The sequence below is a fragment of the Alkalicoccus urumqiensis genome (assembly GCF_002993335.1).
GTDB classification, from domain to species: Bacteria; Bacillota; Bacilli; order Bacillales; family Salisediminibacteriaceae; genus Alkalicoccus; species Alkalicoccus urumqiensis.
The window spans coordinates 175,865-192,563 of record NZ_PVNS01000003.1 but is presented as its reverse complement, the minus strand read 5'-3'; the positions used below and the strand labels follow the sequence as shown (position 1 = coordinate 192,563).

Below are 16,699 nucleotides of genomic sequence, written 5' to 3'. Positions count from 1 at the left end.
TATGGATGTGTCTTTTCGGCTTTTTTTCGTTTTGCTGCTGCCTATGCAGACTAAAAATAAAGGAGTGACCCCGATGCGATTTTTCATCGATCATAAAGAAAAACGAATTCACCGGACGCTTTCTGCCGGAGATGCCTGCGGGTTCAACGACACTCCAGCTGAAGAACGTGAATTTACCAGCTCGTTGTCCTATATCGAGCAGCTGGAAGAGGATCAATACGACCGCTGCCATCACTGTGAAGTGAATACGATCAGCCAGCCTGTCAAGTGAACAGGATATGTCACCCCGTAACAGGTCATTCTGCGCCGGGGTGGGGCGAATCCGTATGTACATTAAAAAAACGACGATAAAAAGGAACGAACCGGCTGCCGGCTCGTTCCTTTTCTGTATGTTTTCCACCCTCAGGCTTCCAGAACGAGAACGACGAAGCCCTTGTCGGTATCAAAGTTCCACTCGACAAAATAGTGCTCAATTTTCCGGCTTACCGCCCGCTGCAGCGGTACTTCTTTCAATACCTGCCGCTCGATCGGACGCTTGGCGAGCTTCAATTCTTCCACCACGCCGTTTTGAATCAGCTGTTTTTCAATCCGGACGAGAATCTGATGACGCTCCGCCAGAATAATCCGGTCGCTCAGCATATGAAGGTCCACACGCTCCGGACGCTTTTCCGCTTTCTCACTCGCGTCAGACAAAGCTTTTACGAGCATATCGCGGTGGATATCCGCCGGCCACTCCGCTTCCCGGACATCCTCTGTATCGAGTACACCGATCAGCATCGCATTCTCCGTGTCCAGATCCCAGTCCATATATAATTCTTTCAGTTCCAGATCCGCCGCCTGACGCAGCTCTTCAACAATGTGCGGGCGCAGTTCATCCATCACAACATCGCGCGTCTGCATGACACGGCGTTTATCTCCCTGACGGAGAAGACCTTCCTCCATCGGTGTTAAAAAGCCGCGGAGCTGCACCGTCATATATGGGGGTGCGATCGTGACGTATACTGCCTGTGGGCCCCGGCCGAAGTGGCGCCTTAACAGTGAAGTCATAAAACCGCTGACTTCTGCTTCCCTCGTTTTTTCCTGAGTCATGGTGTTTCCTCCTCTATCCTCTACCGCTGCTGGGATGAATTATTCCCGTTTTTATCCGTTATCTAACCTGCCAGTTTTCTTTTCTGCAGAAAGGGAACTTGTTTATCGTATAGAATTTAAGTATACCAGCAGCGCCCTACATAAGGAAAGCATACACTGTTTTTCCTCCTGTGCTGCGCAGAAAGAAAGGCGGGATTTCCGTGACAGAAAACGAATTAATGCTTGCTGTTATTAAAACGCTGAAAGAAGCCCGCCGCAGAGAGTTTCAGGAAATCATGGACGAGCTGCAGCCGTATGACATGGCACAGGTCTACCTTGCTCTCCCTGCCAAACACCGAAGAAAATTCGTTCATTATTTAACGGTGGAGGAAATGACCGATATCATTGAAGAATTGGACCGGGAAACGCAGCTGGAAATTCTGGATACGCTCGGAGCCCAGCGGTCGGTGAAGGTGCTCGATCTCATGGAAAACGATGAACTTGCCTCCTTTCTGTCCGATCTGGACCAGGAAAAAATGAAAGAACTTCTCTCTGCCATGGAAGCAGAGGAGTCCACCCGCGTCCGCCAGCTGATGAACTATCCGGAGGAAACGGCCGGCCGGTTAATGAACGACCGGTTCGTCTGGATCCGGCGCCATTACACCATCGGAGAAGCCATTGAAAAGCTGCGTCATTTTGCCGAGCTCGCAGAGTACCTGAACTACCTGTATGTCATCGACGAGGACCGGAAGCTCGTCGGCGTTATCTCCTACAGAGACCTGCTTCTTGCCGACGCCAAAGAGCAGGTGGAGGACGTCATGTATACACGCGTCGTCAAAGTCGACGTCTATACGGACCAGGAAGAAGCCGCGATGCTGTTAAACCGCTACGACTTCGTCTCGATGCCGGTCGTGGACGAGGACAATACGCTTGTCGGTGTGCTGACGGTTGATGACGTACTGGATGTCGTCATTCAGGAAGCAAACGAGGATATTGAAAAACTCTCTGCATCCGGTAAATCGATCGACTTCCACACAAAGCCGCTCACTGCTGCATGGCGGAGGCTTCCGTGGCTCATTCTCCTCTTATTCGTCGGGCTGATTTCCGGCGGAATTATCAGCGGCTTTGAGGATACACTCGGCACCGTCGTGGCGCTCGCATTCTTCATGCCGATGATCGCAGGCATGACCGGTAACACCGGAACGCAGTCGCTCGCCGTCGTCGTCCGCGGACTCGTTTCGGATTCGCTGACGACAAGCCGCGTCATCAAACTGATATTCAGAGAGCTGTGGGTCGGTATCATCATCGGCGTGACGTGCGCCCTCCTGATCTCCGTGATCGCTTTCGTCTGGCAGGGAAGCTGGATTCTCGGATTTGTTGTCGGCTCCTCGCTTCTCATTACGCTCATTATCGGAACGCTTGCCGGAACGGTCATTCCGCTGATTTTATACAAGCTGAACATCGACCCTGCCATCGCTTCCGGCCCGCTCATTACAACGATTAACGACATCCTGTCCCTGCTGATCTACTTTGGCATTGCGACAGCGTTTTTAGCCCAGCTCACCTGATAATAAAGGACGCTCCCGCTCGATGGGAGTGTCTTTTCTGTCTACCGAGTGTAAGCCGGCCCACACCTGCGGTTTCCCTTCCGCTTCCGACGGGAATAAATCCGTGTAGATCCATACTTTCACAGGAGGCGGTACGATGGCACAGCCACAGGCATTGACGAAAATAACGATCGAGCAGCAGGAACCTCCCCATCGGAAAGCGTACATTGACGGCTTTGAAGAAGGACTTGACTTCGGTGTCCACGGAGGCGTGAAAGAGTTCTACGGCGTTGAACCCGAAATCGAATATCCGTCCACACTCGACCACATCGTCGCAGCAGCTGGCGGCTGACTGACCGGGACTCTGTCCGGCGCGCTGGCAGCGCGTCACATTCCACCGTATCCGAACAAAGTAAAAACCGATGTCCAGGGCACGATCGAAGCGCCGGACGGCGTTCTAAAGATCACCCGGATTGACTGTCACTACCACTTAATAATCCCTGCCGGAAAACGGGAGGCATGCGAGCGGGTGCTTTCGGTATTTGAACGGGGCTGTCCGGTTGCCCAGACGCTGAAAGGCTGCGTGGAATTTCACCACACGTGGGAGATTACGGAAGAGGAGGAAGAGTCATGATCAAGGCATTGTACTTGAACGGATCCCTCAAAAACAGCAGTGAGCCGTCCCATACGTCCGCCCTGTTTCAGCATGTTACAGGCTGGCTTGAGAAAAAGGATGTCGCCGTGGAGGAAGTCCGCGTGGCTGATTACAACGTAAAATTCGGCATGGAGCCGGATCTGGGGGACGGGGACGAATGGCCGCTTATCATGGAAAAAGTGATGGAAGCGGATATCGTTGTCGTCGGCACGCCGATCTGGATCGGAGAAAAGAGCAGCGTCGCCACGCTGACAATGGAGCGGCTGTATGCATCAAGCAGTGAAACGAATGAGAAAGGACAGGGCATTTACTACAACAAAATCGGCGCCGCAGTCGTCACCGGCAATGAAGACGGTGCGAAGGAGTCGGCAAAATCGATTCTCTACGGTCTCGCTCATATCGGCTTTACCGTTCCGCCGAATGTCGACGCATACTGGGTCGGCGAAGCAGGACCCGGCCCATCTTTTATGGACACAGCGCAGGATAACGAATTCACGCTGAAAAATGCCAAAGTGCTCGCCCACAACGTGTATCATTTCGCCCGGCTGCTGAAAGACCACCCGATTCCTGCAGACGGAAACGTGCAGGAATAGAAGGAGGAAGACAATGTTTTCCCGTATGAAAGATCAAATCAATCAGTGGATCGCAAGACGTTCGATTAAAAAGCACGGGAAATCCCGCGTGTCGTCTCTGACAACGGCGGTTCCGCCGGAGCAGGCACGCATTTCTTTTCTCACCACCGCCGGCGTCCATTTAAAGGAGGATCCCCCGTTTGATGTCGATGCGGGAGACTGGGGCGTCCGGAGAATCCCCGCTGGAAGCCGCACGGAGGATCTGATGGTCACACACACCCACTACGATACCGAAGCAGCGGAGGAAGATGTGAACACCGTTTTCCCTATTTCCGTTCTTCAGAAGCTGGAGAACGAAGGGGCTGTCGGTTCCCTCGCTCCGACGCTGTTCGGCATGATGGGGTATATTCCGAGAACCGATAAATTAATGAACGAGAGCATACCGGACATTCTATCGGTACTGAAAGAAGAGAAGGTCGACATTCTCCTTCTCTCCCCCGGCTGATATATCTGCCATCAATCGGTCGGATTGATTCAAAAAGAAGTTGAAAAAGCAGGCATCGCAACGATGTCCATCACACATTTTCCGGATCTGACAGAGCTCGTCCACGCCCCCCGCGCGTTCAGCATCAAGTTTCCGCTCGGCCGCACGTTCGGCCAGCCCGGGCGCAGCGACCTTCAGGAAAACATTGTCCGGGACATGCTCGATGGACTGTCCACCCTGTCGCTCGAGGAAGTGCGTAAACTTCCGTACAGGTGGAAACGCGATTAATGACAGGCACCGTCCGGGATAGATGTTCCGGGCGGTTTTTCATTGATAAAACTTCCTGTTTCCCCGCCTTTCTTTACGGGAAATTAATAGTAATTTCCTTCGTACCTCTGTACAATGGAAAACAGATGGTTCTTAAATATGTAGAAACTCATCAACAGATGGGTTCCAGGGGGTTATGTTTTTGAGCGGAACGAAGCAGACGCGCAAAAAAATTATGGTGATGGGAGGAGATGGATTCTGCGGCTGGCCGACGAGTCTCCACTTATCAAATGCCGGTCACGAGGTTATTATTGTGGACAATCTGTCCCGCCGGGAGATTGACGTGGAACTGGAAGCAGAGTCACTCACGCCGATTCAGCCCCTCGGAAAACGGCTTGAGGCATGGGAGGATATCACTGGAAAAACAATCCGGTTCCACCGCATCAATATTGCAGAGCAGTTCGATGCGCTCCTTCATCTGCTCGTAACAGAACAGCCGGATGCCATCGTTCATTTTGCCGAACAGCGCTCGGCGCCCTACTCGATGAAAAGTGCGGCTCATAAGCGGTACACCGTCGATAACAACATGAACGCCACCCACAATCTGCTTGCAGCGGTCGTGGAGTCCGGACTCGACATCCATCTTGTCCACCTCGGGACGATGGGCGTATACGGCTACGGCACTGCCGGCATGGCTATTCCGGAAGGCTACCTTGATGTCGAAGTCACAACGGAAGCCGGGGAACGTGTGGAGCAGCAGATTCTCTATCCGACCAATCCCGGCTCGGTATATCATATGACGAAGTCACAGGATCAGCTGTTGTTCCAGTTTTACAATAAAAACGACCGCATCCGCATCACAGACCTGCATCAGGGAATTGTGTGGGGAACGAACACCGAAGAAACGAAGCTCGATGAGCGGCTCATTAACCGGTTTGATTACGACGGCGACTACGGCACCGTGCTGAACCGCTTCCTCATGCAGGCAGCCGTCGGCTATCCAATGACCGTCCACGGCACCGGTGGTCAGACACGTGCGTTCATTCATATTCAGGACACCGTGCGCTGCATTGAACTTGCCATCGCACACCCGCCGTCCCCGGACGAAAAAGTACTTATTTTTAACCAGATGACCGAAACGCACCGCGTGCGCGACCTCGCTGAGATGATCGCCGGACTCACCGGTGCGGAAGTGGCGTATGTCGACAACCCGCGGAACGAAGCGGCAGAAAACGACCTGCACGTGAAAAACGAGCTGTTCCTCTCCAAAGGGCTGCAGCCGATCACGCTGAATGAAGGGCTGCTGACCGAAGTCACCAAAGTTGCCGAAGAATATTCCCACCGTGCCGATATGGACAAAATTCCAGCTCGAAGCACCTGGACCCGCTCCCACAAGCCGGGCATTCCAGGTGAAAAAGCATCAAAATAAAGGACGCTGCCTTATGAAGATTGCCATTATTACCGAAACGTTCCTTCCCTCCACCGACGGAATTGTCACCAGACTTACGGCGTCGATCCGCTGGCTGAAACGGGAAGGCCACGATATTTTAATTATTGCGCCGGACCTGGGCGTAACGGAATTTGAGGGATGCCGCGTAGCCGGCATCCCTGCTTTCACGTTCTTTTTATACAAAGACAAACAGTACTCCCTCTTCTCCAAAAAGGTCGGGCGGGAGCTGGATGCGTTCGCACCGGACGTCGTTCACGTCGTCAATCCGGCATTTCTTGGTGTCACGGGCATTTTTGCAGCAAGACGGCGGAAACTGCCACTCATCGCCTCCTATCACACCCACTTTCCGAAATATGCCGATTACTACCGTGTATCGATTTTCAAGCCGGCCCTCTGGTGGTATGCGCGTACGCTTCACAACCGGGCCCACCTAAACTTATGTACGTCGCAGACGGTGCTCGATGAACTGAAAGAACGCCGTTTTCATAACATTCATTTATGGAAGCGCGGGGTGGATACCGAGATGTACACGCCGGAACGGTACGAGGAGTCGATGCGGGAGCGGCTCACCGGCGGACAGCCCGAGAAAAAACTGCTTTTATTTGTCGGCCGGCTTGCTCCGGAAAAAGAGATCGAGACGGTCCGGGAACTACTCGATTCCTCCGATGATTTCTGTCTTGCCGTGGTCGGTGACGGCCCCCACCGTTCGGTACTCGAGGAGACGTTTGCCGGGACGAACACCGTGTTTACCGGCTTTCTGCACGGAGAGGAGCTGGCTTCGGCCTATGCATCCTCGGACGTATTTGTGTTTCCATCCACGACCGAAACGCTCGGCCTCGTCCTCATGGAAGCGATGGCTTCGGGGCTTCCGGTCATCGCGGCCGACAGTGGACCGACACGGGAGCAGGTACGCGACGGCGAAACGGGCGTCCTGTATGACGCAGACACGCCCGGAGACTTTACGCGGGTCGTTACGAAGCTTCAGGACGAAGACTACCGGCGCAGGCTCGGACAACTGGCGGCCGAAGAAAGCCGGAGTATCGGCTGGGACGCCCCCTCCGCCCAGCTCCTCTCCTTTTATGAAGAGGTGGCTTCTCCGTCATGAGTGCTTTCTTTTACCCGACCAAACGCGGCGCCCGTCAGGCAGGGAAGTACAGCATCATCGGCATCAGCTGTGCGCTGCTGGATTTAGGTGTCCTGAACGGACTGCTGCTTCTCTACCCGACGCAGCAGACGCTGCTCCTCGGCGTGTTCAATACACTCGCTTACACGGCCGCTATCTTAAACAGCTACTACTGGAATACGCGCTATACGTTCCGCGTGGATAAAGGGAAGCGGCAGTTTGCCGGCTTCCTCATCCAGGCACTCGTCAGCCTCTTCATTGCAAATGGCGTGTTTCTCTTCGGATTTCATGTGCTGCTTCCGATGACCGGGCTGCCGCTCTGGCTGGATACAAACATCGCCAAAGGCGCTTCGATGCTCGCCTCCTCGACGGCCAGCTTCTTCTTTATGAAATACTTCGTCTTCCGCGCCTGAAAACGGCGGCCGTCCCCCTGTTGGGTACGGCCGTCGTTTCTTTGTATGAGATTCGTTTTCTGGTGGGTCCGGGAAAATGCGCAGGCCGGAAAAAGGCGGACCAGAAGCAGTCGCTGCCGGACCAGGATCAGCCGGCCGCGGAACAAAAACACTGCTGCGCGGACCAACATCCCCGGTTTCCGGACCAGGCGCCTGGTTACCGGACCACCGTGAGCGCCAGGCGGAACACTTTCGCAGGTTAACCGGACCAGAAATGAGCCGTATCGGACCACAGCCGATCCGCCGGCCGCGGAAACCGTCGGAAAACGAAAGCATACGCATCGCCACAGCAGTCGTTGAGACCGCAACGCCGGGCATTCCAGACCGCCACAGGAGCAGAAAAGATCGCAGCGCCAGGAGCGGACCGCTACACCCGCGCTGAAGATCGCCACGCTGACGCCGAAGACCGCAACACCAGTACCAAAGACCGCAACGCGTTTCCTTCAGACCGCCACACTGCCGCCGAAAGCGGCACCGGACCCATCTCCCCCTGCCGCTTTCGGATCAGAATCAGCTCCGCCGCTCCATTAAGTTGATGCCGGCCCCCATTAAAAGCACACCGAAGGCGAGCAGTACCGAGATATTCCACAGCACATCTGCAGCACCCGCTCCCTGAATCGCCATTTCTTTCAGGGCATCAATCGCATAGTAGACCGGCACCGCAAACTTCAAAGAAGACACGATGACGTTGCTGACGATTTCCGCCGGCCAGAAAGCACCGCCGAGCATCGCCATGGCCGTCGCGGAAATCGGGATCGCCGCCTGCAGCTGCTGCGGCGTGCGTACGAGTCCGATCAGCAGCATGCCGAACGCGACGACAGCGAAAACGTACACGCCGGTAATGAGCAGAAGCGGTCCGGCCTGCGCCGCCAGTGGATAGCCGAACGCAACATCAAACAGGAAGAAGACGATCAAAATCTGGACAACGCCGATCAGCCAGCAGTACAGCATATGCCCGGCGTATACCTGCCATTTCCTGAGCGGGGAAATGATGAGACGGTCCCACGTTCCCGCCCGTTTTTCCGAGGCCGTATTCATCAGGCTGAACAAAATCGTATACATGACGAAGAAGAGCGTCATGCCAAACAGCACCTGCAGCTGCGGATCGTACAGAAAATCGCCTTCACCGCCTGCTTCATACGATGTGTCTGTCTGCAGGACCGGATTTTCGAGCGCAGCTTCCAGATCCTCCCGCCCGACACCCGAAGCCTCCGCCTCGCGGAGCCGCAGCTCTTCTGAAAACACCTGGCGGACGTAGCTGTCAATCAGTGGATAGAGCTCGTTTTCCACGCCCGTCAATATCCGGTAGTTTGACTCGGATAATTCCACGGCAATTGTCCGGTCTCCGCTGCGGATCGCTTCTTCCGCTTCAGCCTGCGTCAATTCCGTGATCGTGAACCGCTCCGATTCGCCGAGAAGCTCCGGCCAGGCGCCGGTCTCCTCTCCCTGTGCCGGGTAGACGGCGATATCGGCCTGCTGCGACCCACCCGGCTGGCTTCCTCCCATGAACATAATAAACACGACGGTCAGGCCGAAAAATGACAGCACGAGAAACGGCCGGCGCCGAAGCCGCTTCAGCTGCAGAGTAAATACGCGGATCATCGGCTTCCTCCTTCCCGGGACGGGAACAGCAGCACAGCGGCTGTGAAAAAGACGAGGCCCATCCCGATCAATTTACATACCGCCGGCAGCAGATACGAGACGGAAAAACCCTGCGACCACTGGAGGTACGCTGTCATCGCCGCGCCGTTCGGTGTCCACTGACCGATCAGCGGCACGATGCCCATCTGATCGACAGCGAAAAAACTTCCGCCAACAAATGCTGCGAGCGTGACGATGCCTCCGGCAAATACCGTCGCGGCGGTCTCGGTCTGTGACCGGATCGTGATCGCTGTAATGAGACTGCCGAGCGCACCGACGGCAAACGACAGCGCCGCTGTCACAAGCAGTGTCCCGAGCCAGAAACGCACCGTCCAAGCGTCAAACGCCTGAAACAAAACGGCAGCAGCTGCAAACAACAGGAGCAGCTGGACTCCGGAAAGAATCCATCCGGAGACGAGCTTGCCGCCGAGGTACATGACCGAAGGCCTTCCAGCCAGCAGAATCCGGCTGTAGACGTGCTGCTGCTTTTCCACATGGGCCTTACTCGCCGTCGTACCGGCTACGTACAGGCAGAACATCACTGCCATACCGACTGCGTAGTACTCGATCGAGGATACTGGCTCGAACGCTGCCGTCACCTGCCCGCCGAGCTCCGGCTCCTCCCCGGGCGGCGCTCCCCCTTCCTGAGCAGCGGCCGCCTCGAGCGTGAACCGCTCGGTAAATCCGTGAATGAGATCCCCGGCAATGCCTGCATACACCGACCCTTCCTCCCGAAGCGTCAATTCCACTGCGGCCCCATCCCCTTCATCGAGGAGAAGGTGTTCAAGCACGTTTTCCGTAAAGGCTTCCGGAAGAGTCAGTACCGCGTCCACCTCTCCGGACTGCAGCGCTTCCTCTGCTTCATCGGCGTCCATCTCCGTCACCGTCAGCACGTCCCGGACATCGTCATTTTCCAGGAAGGTATGAAACGCCCCCGCCGGATCGATTTCCTCCGCTGCGTCCCGGAGCGCTGCCTCCTGTGCCTCCGGCAGCTCCTCCAGCCCGTCCGGAAGCGACCTGTCGTCCAGATCGACGAGCGCCGCCTGCACATCGACCGCCTCCGTATTGCCTCCAAACACCCCGCCGAGGGCAAATCCTAAAATCGCAATGAGCAGAATCGGCATTCCGAGAATGAGAAGCAGCTCCGAGCGGTCGCGGATATAGATGAGCATATCTTTTTTAATAAACGTCCACATGCCTCTTCCCTCCTAATCCCGGAGCCTGCGCCCGGTCAGGTGCAGAAACACATCTTCAAGCGTCGGCGTCTGCACATTCACATTCGTCACCGTCACCCCGCGGCTTTCCGCCTCCTGAAACAGCCAGCCGAGAAGACGCGCCCCCTTCGCTGTCATCAGCTTCGCCCCGTTTTCTGTCAGCACGACCTGACGAACCTTCTCGTGCCGCCCCGCCTCCTCAAAAAAGGCCGCAGCCTCTCCGGCCGTCTCCACGACAATCGTCTCCTCATCCGACAAAATCTGCTTCAGCTCTTCTTTCGTTCCTGATGCGATGATGCGGCCGTTATCCATAATATATATCCGGTCGCACAGCCGCTCGACCTCCTCCATATAATGACTCGTGTACAGCACCGTCATCCCCTTCTCCCGGTTCAGCGTCCGGATCATCTCCAGAATGTACGAACGCGACTGCGGATCAATTCCCACCGTCGGCTCATCCATAATCAACAGCTCCGGCTCATGAAGCAGCGCCGCCGCAATATTTACCCGGCGCTTCATACCGCCCGAATACGTATCCACGCGCTCATCCTTCCGCTCCGTCAGTCCGACAAGCGCAAGCACCTCCGCCGTCTTCTGCTTCAGCGCCTCCCCCTTCAGCCCATACACCTTCCCGAAAAAACGAACGTTTTCCTCTGCGGTCAGCTCCTCATACAGCGCAATCTCCTGCGGAACCACCCCGAGCACCTTCCTGATTTTCTGCGGCTCGCTGATCGTGCTGATCCCATGTATTCTGACGTCACCGGACGTCGGTTTCATGAGCGAGGAAATCATGGATATCGTCGTCGACTTTCCGGCACCGTTCGGCCCGAGAAGACCGACCGATTCCCCCTTTTCCAAATAAAGCGTCACCTCATCCACCGCGGTTTTCCCTTTAAACGTCCGTACGAGCTGTTCTGTTTCCAGCACCGCCGTTCTCCCCTTTCCGGTTGATTCTACTCTAAGTATAAAAAATAGAAGACAGCGCTTCTACTGTCTCCCGTCATGTTCTTCTGCTGCAGAAAGTGACCTCCGTCACTTCTGCCGACCCCGCCGCAGGGCCATACCCCGGCCCGGCGGCTCAACACACAGGCCGGTTCCGCTTTTTCAGCCGGGCACAAACCGCCCGGCTGAATATCATGTTTCTTCTTCGTGGCGGACGGCGAAGATGGCGAGCTGGGTCCGGTCACGGAGTTCCAGCTTGTCGAGAAGCTGACTCAGCTGATTTTTCACCGTGCCGACAGATAAGTACAGTTCGGCGGCGATTTCCTTGTTATTCATTCCGGCCCCGACGCACCGGAGCAGGGCCCGCTCCCGTTCGCTCAGTTCTGGAAGCGGAGCCGCCGCTTTCTGCTTTACGTCCCCCATCAGCTTCGGCAGCACTTTGGCGGCGACCTGACTTTCAAGTAGCAGCCCGCCGTCGAGGCATTTCCGGAGGCCGGCAATCAATTCTCCGGCATCCGCGTTTTTCAGCATATACCCGCGCGCGCCGGACGTGAGTGCCCGGAGTGCATACGCTTCGTCGTTGAATGTCGTCAGCATCACCACCGGCAGCTCCGGATCAAGCGCGAGCAGCTTCTCCGCTGCTTCAAGCCCGTCCATTTCCGGCATGCGGATGTCGAGCACGGCCAGATCCACCCAGTTCCCGCCTTCAACGTACCGGACGGCCTCTGCCCCGTTCTCCGCTTCATAAACGACTCGGAAATCCGGGTCAGTCTCCATCATCATTTTCAGCCCCTGGCGCACGAGCGTCTGGTCTTCAGCGAGTAGAATGCGTATCATCGGACTCCTCCTTTTCTACGGACGTTTCCAGAAGCGGAAAAACGGCCCGGACGGTAAACCTGCTGCCGCTTTTGTCTGTTTGAAAGCTGCCGCCGGTCTGCTCCACACGTGAGCGCATCGATGTCAGACCGTATCCGCGCCCGCTGACGCCGGTTTCTTCCGATGGGTTCGATACCGCAAGACGGAGTGCTGCCCCGCCCGGACATTCCAGCGTCACGTCGACTTCCCGGCGGCTGCCGTGGCGCATCGCATTCGTCAGGCTTTCCTGAATCACGCGGTAGACAGCCGCTGTCTGGGCCGGCCTGAGCGGCGCCGTCATGACACCCGGGCCGACGGTAAAGGTTACCCGGATCAGGCTTTCAGCCTCCACCCGCCGGAGAAGCTGCATAACCGCGGCCATACCGCCTTCGTCGTTTTCGTTCAGCTTCTGCACAGCCCGGCGCGTTTCCGCCAGACTGTCGGAAGCAAGTTCCTTTAATCCGGTGAACACCGTACGCATGTCCGCCGGCGCTTTCATTGCCGCCACTTCCAGCTGCATCATCAACGCGGTGAGCTGATGCCCGACCGAGTCGTGCATTTCTCTCGCGATCTGCGTCCGCTCCTCCTGACGGGCGGCCTTCTCGGCATCGATGACGCGCCGTTTTAACTTCCGGTATTCGGAGAAGAGAGCTTCCCGTTCCTCCCACGCCTTCTGCCTCGCTGCTTCTGCGGTGTGCCACAGCCAAAGCCCGAGTGTCAGAGCTGCTGCAGAAAGAAGCGTCACGGCCGTCGGGGCGCCGAGAAAGAGAAGACTGACAGCCGCCGCTGCCCCCGGCATCCAGACGTACCATCCCGGCGCGTACCAGGCACAGGCCGCGACAGTAAGAGCCGCCGCCATCCATCCCGGTGCTCCGGGTACATCCTGATAGGCGGCGAGCGGCAGAACCGCCGCGATACTGAGCAGAGCGGATTGAAAAAGCGGCCGGTGAAGAAGCGGCTGTACAAAATAGATACCGAAATAGAGTGCGGCCATTAGAAGCACGCCTGCATTTCCTGGGCCGCGGCCTTCAATCAGGATGAGCAGCCAGGAAACCAGCACCAGCACCATCGCACTCCAGAAAAACCATGCCTTCCGCTGTCCCATGTCTCACCCTCCTCTCCTGCTACTATGAGAATACCGTGCCAGAAGCCGGATGTCGATCGCTTCCGGAGAAATGACATGTATTTCTCTTTGTTGGCATGAACTGTCTTTCTCAACCGGTGCTGGCACGATTTCAGCCGCCCCTGGCACGAACTGTCTCTGTTTTGGCACGATTCTCTTCGTTCCTGGCACGAACGCTGTTCATCCTGGCACAATCCACAATTTTGGCACGAAACTCCCTCTTTTTGGCACAATCGACACCGGTATTGACGCGAACGCCGTCTGTTTTGGCACAACAAACTAAAAAACACCCAATAACCAGGACTATTTACTTCACTTCTACTTTTTATCACACTTCGATAGTCCTGGGAGGTACAATATGAACAGCAGACAACGCATATTGATACAGGACATTGTCCGCAGAAAACAAGAAACAGATGGAAACGGGGGAGAACGATGTTTTTGGGAATCCGCACGAAGCTTTTAATCATTTCAGCCGTCCTGCTGATCGTGCCATCGATTATCATCGGTGCCACAGCCTATTCAACAGCAAAGGAAGGGCTCAACGAACAGGGAGAGACGACGATCGAAAACGCCGTCGCCCAGGCGGTTCAGCTCATCGATGCCATGAATGAACAAGTGGAAAACGGCACATTGGAGCTCGACGAAGCACAGGAGCAGGTGAAGGAATACGTCATCGGACCGATGCAGGCGGATGGGACCCGCACCATCGACTCCCCTGTCGACCTCGGGGAACACGGCTACTTCGTCATTTACGGACCGGACGGGGAGGAAATCGCCCATCCGTCGCTTGAAGGAGAAAACATGTGGGAAGCGCAGGATGAAAACGGCACCTTCCTCGTCCAGGAACAGATTGCCGCTGCAGAAAACGGCGGCGGTTTCACGACGTACACGTGGGAGTTTCCCGGAGAATCAAGAACGGGAGAAAAGATCATGTACAACGAGCTCGATCCGAACTGGGGCTGGATCGTCACCGCAGGCTCGTATATGGAGGATTACAACGCCGCCTCCCAGTCCATTCTCTGGACACTTCTCGCCACACTCGGCGCCGCCATTTTACTCGGAGGTCTCCTGATTCTGGCCTTTGCCCGCCACGTGGCGTCACCGGTCCACGCCGTCCGAAAGCAGCTGGCCGAGCTGAACCGGAACAACCTCGCACTCGAAGACCTGCCGGAAAACCGGCGCGATGAATTCGGAGAGCTTGCTGCCGGCATGAACCGCACGAAAGCGACCCTGTCAGACATGGTACGGCGAATGGCCGGCTATACTGATTCTCTGGCCTCTTCCTCCGAAGAGCTCACAGCCGGATCCGAAGAAACGACGCGCGCTGCCGAACAGGTAAGCAGCTCGATTCAGACGATTGCCGACAACGCCCGCCAGCAGACAGACACCGCCGGACACGTCCAGGAGCATATTCTCGACGTGTCGGAAGGCATCTCCTACATCCGCAGCAACATGAACCAGATGCGGACCGCCGTAGATCACACCGACACCGAGATTACAGAAGGACGCACGTCCGTCCAGAGCGCCACGGAGAAAATGGCGGTCATTCAGGAACAGACCTCCGCCGTCACCGCACGCATGAAGCAATTGGAAAGCAAGTCCGCAGAAATTGAAGGCATCTTAAAGCTGATCACCGATATCTCGGAACAGACGAACCTGCTTGCCTTAAACGCCGCGATCGAAGCCGCCCGCGCAGGAGAGCACGGCAAAGGATTTGCTGTCGTTGCCGATGAAGTGCGGAAACTTGCCGAAGCGGCCGGCAGTTCCACGGACGATATCCGCCGGCTCATCACCGATATGCAGCAGGAAGTCGGCAGCGCCTCGTCTGTCATGAGTGAAAATGAAGCCCATGTCGAAGAAGGGCGCAGCATGATGGAAGAAGTCAACGCCGTTTTCACCCGCATTGAATCGGCCAAACAGGACATGATCTCCTATTCAGAAGCCGTCTCCGGCCATATCGAAAAGGCGAACGCCAAAACCGGCGGCGCCGTGGAAGGAGCAATGCAGATGAGTGCGTCGATCGAATCGTCCGCAGATGAGATCAGCACCGTCGCCGGGGCATCCGAGCAGCAGACCGCATCGATGCAGGAAACCGCCTCTGCCGCTGCGGCGCTTTCCCAGATAGCAGAAGACCTGCACGACCTCGTCATGCAGTTTCAGCTCGACGCTGCATCCGCAGAAGAAAAAGTGGAGGCAAAGACACCTGCTGAAACGGAAGAAGAAACGCGCGAAGCTTCCTAAGAGAAAACAGACCACTTGTGGCCGGCCGGATTTCCGGCCGGCCCTCTGCATTCGATGTCCGCCGGCACTTTTGTTGCGGTCTTCAGCTGCCGCGTGGCGGTGTCACTGTTCACCGTTGCGATCTTCGACGCCGGCGTGGCGATCTTCAGCCGCTGCGTGGCGGTCCTGCCGGAACCCATCGGATAACCTGCCGCCTGCAGCCCGCGGCGGCTCTCTGCTCCAGGCAGCTGCGGGGTCATCCTCTACCTGAAAACCCCTCTTTTTCCACAAACTCACCGATCTGAAGAAGCGCGTCCCGGCGGCTGTAGCTCCCGTGGTGGATGCCGAAAGCATCCCGGCCGCTTCCAAGTCCGATCATCTGCTCGGACGGTTTCGCGTGAAGACCGGCTGCCGGCACGCCCCCAATCTCCCCCTTCTGCACGCGGATCGATGGATACGCAGGTACGTGCACCGCCTCCTCCCATCCGGCAGCCTCTGCAAGCCGCCGGCAGTGCTCGCTGCCCAGTACAACGATCCGCTCCGGCTGCACAAAGGAAAGCCGTGCCAGAAGCAGTTTCGTCACCTCGTTTTCGTCAAACACCGGGGCGCGGAGCTGTCCCATCGGCCGCACGGTCGCATGCGGAAAGTAGTCCAGATGCACGGCCGTGCCGTCGTAAAAGGAATACCCGAGCGCTTCCACCATCGCTTCGAGTTTCCCTCCTCCCGGCCTGCCGAACCAGCGCGTCGACGCACGCCCACCCGTAAAATACGTCTCCATGTACGAAAACGCTTCGTCCACTGCATCCGTCACCGAAGCGAACTTCTGCTTCTCCCGCGGCAGAAAAGTACCGTCCGGCGCCGTGAACTCCCGCTTCGACGGATTCGTGCCGATCGTTACGAGCTGTCCCTGTCCGGGGCTTCCGTACCAGAGCACCGGCGTACTCCCTTCCAGCAGCTGCTCCGATCCGTTTTTTTTCAAGCGCTGTGCCTGCTCCCAGAGAAGCGTTTTTTCGTAATCCATCGTCGTTTTCCTCCAGTTGTGTATTCTCTTCTCCCTGTTCCTGTGAAATAATAAGAGCAAAC

Annotated in this window: 18 protein-coding genes; 10 read left to right on the top strand and 8 right to left on the bottom strand. The window is 56.5% G+C overall.

The genetic code is table 11. The features are described from left to right. The first annotated feature begins 73 nt into the window (after positions 1-73). On the top strand, positions 74-271 hold the full coding sequence (locus C6I21_RS04275) for a hypothetical protein (protein WP_105958205.1): 198 nt from the start codon (positions 74-76) through the stop codon (positions 269-271). A gap of 131 nt (positions 272-402) precedes the next feature. Here C6I21_RS04275 and C6I21_RS04270 read toward each other — a convergent pair whose 3' ends face one another. Next, positions 403-1,089: a Na-translocating system protein MpsC family protein gene (locus C6I21_RS04270; protein WP_105958204.1), complete on the bottom strand. Its 687-nt coding sequence runs from the start codon at positions 1,087-1,089 to the stop codon at positions 403-405. Positions 1,090-1,283: 194 nt separating this feature from the next. On the opposite strand from C6I21_RS04270, the gene mgtE reads away from it, so the two are divergent. From mgtE to C6I21_RS04225, 8 genes are all read left to right on the top strand, one after another. Then, on the top strand, positions 1,284-2,636 hold the full coding sequence (mgtE, locus tag C6I21_RS04265) for a magnesium transporter (protein ID WP_280953439.1): 1,353 nt from the start codon (positions 1,284-1,286) through the stop codon (positions 2,634-2,636). A 136-nt stretch (positions 2,637-2,772) separates the two neighbouring features. Further along, entirely contained in the window at positions 2,773-2,967 is a 195-nt protein-coding gene (locus tag C6I21_RS04260; protein WP_105958203.1) for a hypothetical protein, read from the top strand. After that, complete coding sequence (locus tag C6I21_RS04255; protein ID WP_105958202.1) at positions 2,968-3,249, top strand: OsmC family protein; 282 nt, start codon at positions 2,968-2,970, stop codon at positions 3,247-3,249. Next, positions 3,246-3,863: a flavodoxin family protein gene (locus C6I21_RS04250; RefSeq protein WP_105958201.1), complete on the top strand. Its 618-nt coding sequence runs from the start codon at positions 3,246-3,248 to the stop codon at positions 3,861-3,863. Before C6I21_RS04255 ends, C6I21_RS04250 begins: the two co-directional genes overlap by 4 nt. A gap of 25 nt (positions 3,864-3,888) precedes the next feature. Then, entirely contained in the window at positions 3,889-4,614 is a 726-nt protein-coding gene (locus C6I21_RS16870; RefSeq protein ID WP_425352473.1) for a glycine/sarcosine/betaine reductase selenoprotein B family protein, read from the top strand. Positions 4,615-4,795: 181 nt separating this feature from the next. Continuing rightward, complete coding sequence (locus tag C6I21_RS04235) at positions 4,796-6,022, top strand: NAD-dependent epimerase/dehydratase family protein (protein WP_245411535.1); 1,227 nt, start codon at positions 4,796-4,798, stop codon at positions 6,020-6,022. A 13-nt stretch (positions 6,023-6,035) separates the two neighbouring features. After that, positions 6,036-7,148 carry a glycosyltransferase family 4 protein gene (locus tag C6I21_RS04230; protein WP_105958197.1) on the top strand — a complete coding sequence of 371 codons (1,113 nt, stop codon included), beginning with the start codon at positions 6,036-6,038 and terminating at the stop codon, positions 7,146-7,148. After that, positions 7,145-7,579, top strand: a complete 435-nt coding sequence (locus C6I21_RS04225; protein WP_105958196.1) for a GtrA family protein — start codon at positions 7,145-7,147, stop codon at positions 7,577-7,579. Before C6I21_RS04230 ends, C6I21_RS04225 begins: the two co-directional genes overlap by 4 nt. A 549-nt stretch (positions 7,580-8,128) precedes the next feature. Here the strand turns inward: C6I21_RS04225 and C6I21_RS04215 are convergent. The 5 genes from C6I21_RS04215 to C6I21_RS04195 all read right to left on the bottom strand — a co-directional run bounded on the left by C6I21_RS04215 (position 8,129) and on the right by C6I21_RS04195 (position 13,375). After that, the gene (locus tag C6I21_RS04215; RefSeq protein ID WP_105958194.1) at positions 8,129-9,220 is read right to left on the bottom strand and encodes an ABC transporter permease; all 1,092 of its coding nucleotides are present in this window, start codon (positions 9,218-9,220) and stop codon (positions 8,129-8,131) included. Then, positions 9,217-10,455, bottom strand: a complete 1,239-nt coding sequence (locus C6I21_RS04210; protein ID WP_105958193.1) for an ABC transporter permease — start codon at positions 10,453-10,455, stop codon at positions 9,217-9,219. The genes C6I21_RS04215 and C6I21_RS04210 overlap by 4 nt, the downstream gene beginning before the upstream one ends. A 12-nt stretch (positions 10,456-10,467) precedes the next feature. Next, positions 10,468-11,400, bottom strand: coding sequence for an ABC transporter ATP-binding protein (locus C6I21_RS04205; protein WP_105958192.1), 933 nt, complete (start codon positions 11,398-11,400; stop codon positions 10,468-10,470). A 207-nt stretch (positions 11,401-11,607) separates the two neighbouring features. After that, positions 11,608-12,252: a response regulator transcription factor gene (locus C6I21_RS04200; protein WP_105958191.1), complete on the bottom strand. Its 645-nt coding sequence runs from the start codon at positions 12,250-12,252 to the stop codon at positions 11,608-11,610. Further along, positions 12,230-13,375: a sensor histidine kinase gene (locus C6I21_RS04195; RefSeq protein WP_105958190.1), complete on the bottom strand. Its 1,146-nt coding sequence runs from the start codon at positions 13,373-13,375 to the stop codon at positions 12,230-12,232. The genes C6I21_RS04200 and C6I21_RS04195 overlap by 23 nt, the downstream gene beginning before the upstream one ends. Before the next feature lie 453 nt (positions 13,376-13,828). Here C6I21_RS04195 and C6I21_RS04190 point away from each other — a divergent pair, with 453 nt between their 5' ends. Next, positions 13,829-15,637 (top strand): methyl-accepting chemotaxis protein, encoded by a 1,809-nt coding sequence (locus C6I21_RS04190; RefSeq protein ID WP_105958189.1) that lies wholly within the window; start codon positions 13,829-13,831, stop codon positions 15,635-15,637. On the opposite strand, the gene C6I21_RS16350 is transcribed toward C6I21_RS04190, so the two are convergent. Next, positions 15,634-15,876: a hypothetical protein gene (locus C6I21_RS16350; RefSeq protein ID WP_105958188.1), complete on the bottom strand. Its 243-nt coding sequence runs from the start codon at positions 15,874-15,876 to the stop codon at positions 15,634-15,636. The two genes, C6I21_RS04190 and C6I21_RS16350, sit on opposite strands and share 4 nt — an antisense overlap. Next, positions 15,873-16,637 carry a hypothetical protein gene (locus tag C6I21_RS04180; protein ID WP_105958187.1) on the bottom strand — a complete coding sequence of 255 codons (765 nt, stop codon included), beginning with the start codon at positions 16,635-16,637 and terminating at the stop codon, positions 15,873-15,875. The genes C6I21_RS16350 and C6I21_RS04180 overlap by 4 nt, the downstream gene beginning before the upstream one ends. Positions 16,638-16,699 lie beyond the last annotated feature (62 nt).

Bases quoted from the DNA above. Each gene is read 5' to 3' on its own strand.
- C6I21_RS04275 (WP_105958205.1), top strand. From the start codon at position 74: ATGCGATTTTTCATCGATCATAAAGAAAAACGAATTCACCGGACGCTT.
- C6I21_RS04270 (WP_105958204.1), bottom strand. From the start codon at position 1,089: ATGACTCAGGAAAAAACGAGGGAAGCAGAAGTCAGCGGTTTTATGACT.
- C6I21_RS04260 (WP_105958203.1), top strand. From the start codon at position 2,773: ATGGCACAGCCACAGGCATTGACGAAAATAACGATCGAGCAGCAGGAA.
- C6I21_RS04250 (WP_105958201.1), top strand. From the start codon at position 3,246: ATGATCAAGGCATTGTACTTGAACGGATCCCTCAAAAACAGCAGTGAG.
- C6I21_RS04230 (WP_105958197.1), top strand. From the start codon at position 6,036: ATGAAGATTGCCATTATTACCGAAACGTTCCTTCCCTCCACCGACGGA.
- C6I21_RS04225 (WP_105958196.1), top strand. From the start codon at position 7,145: ATGAGTGCTTTCTTTTACCCGACCAAACGCGGCGCCCGTCAGGCAGGG.
- C6I21_RS04215 (WP_105958194.1), bottom strand. From the start codon at position 9,220: ATGATCCGCGTATTTACTCTGCAGCTGAAGCGGCTTCGGCGCCGGCCG.
- C6I21_RS04210 (WP_105958193.1), bottom strand. From the start codon at position 10,455: ATGTGGACGTTTATTAAAAAAGATATGCTCATCTATATCCGCGACCGC.
- C6I21_RS04200 (WP_105958191.1), bottom strand. From the start codon at position 12,252: ATGATACGCATTCTACTCGCTGAAGACCAGACGCTCGTGCGCCAGGGG.
- C6I21_RS04195 (WP_105958190.1), bottom strand. From the start codon at position 13,375: ATGGGACAGCGGAAGGCATGGTTTTTCTGGAGTGCGATGGTGCTGGTG.
- C6I21_RS04190 (WP_105958189.1), top strand. From the start codon at position 13,829: ATGTTTTTGGGAATCCGCACGAAGCTTTTAATCATTTCAGCCGTCCTG.
- C6I21_RS16350 (WP_105958188.1), bottom strand. From the start codon at position 15,876: ATGACCCCGCAGCTGCCTGGAGCAGAGAGCCGCCGCGGGCTGCAGGCG.
- C6I21_RS04180 (WP_105958187.1), bottom strand. From the start codon at position 16,637: ATGGATTACGAAAAAACGCTTCTCTGGGAGCAGGCACAGCGCTTGAAA.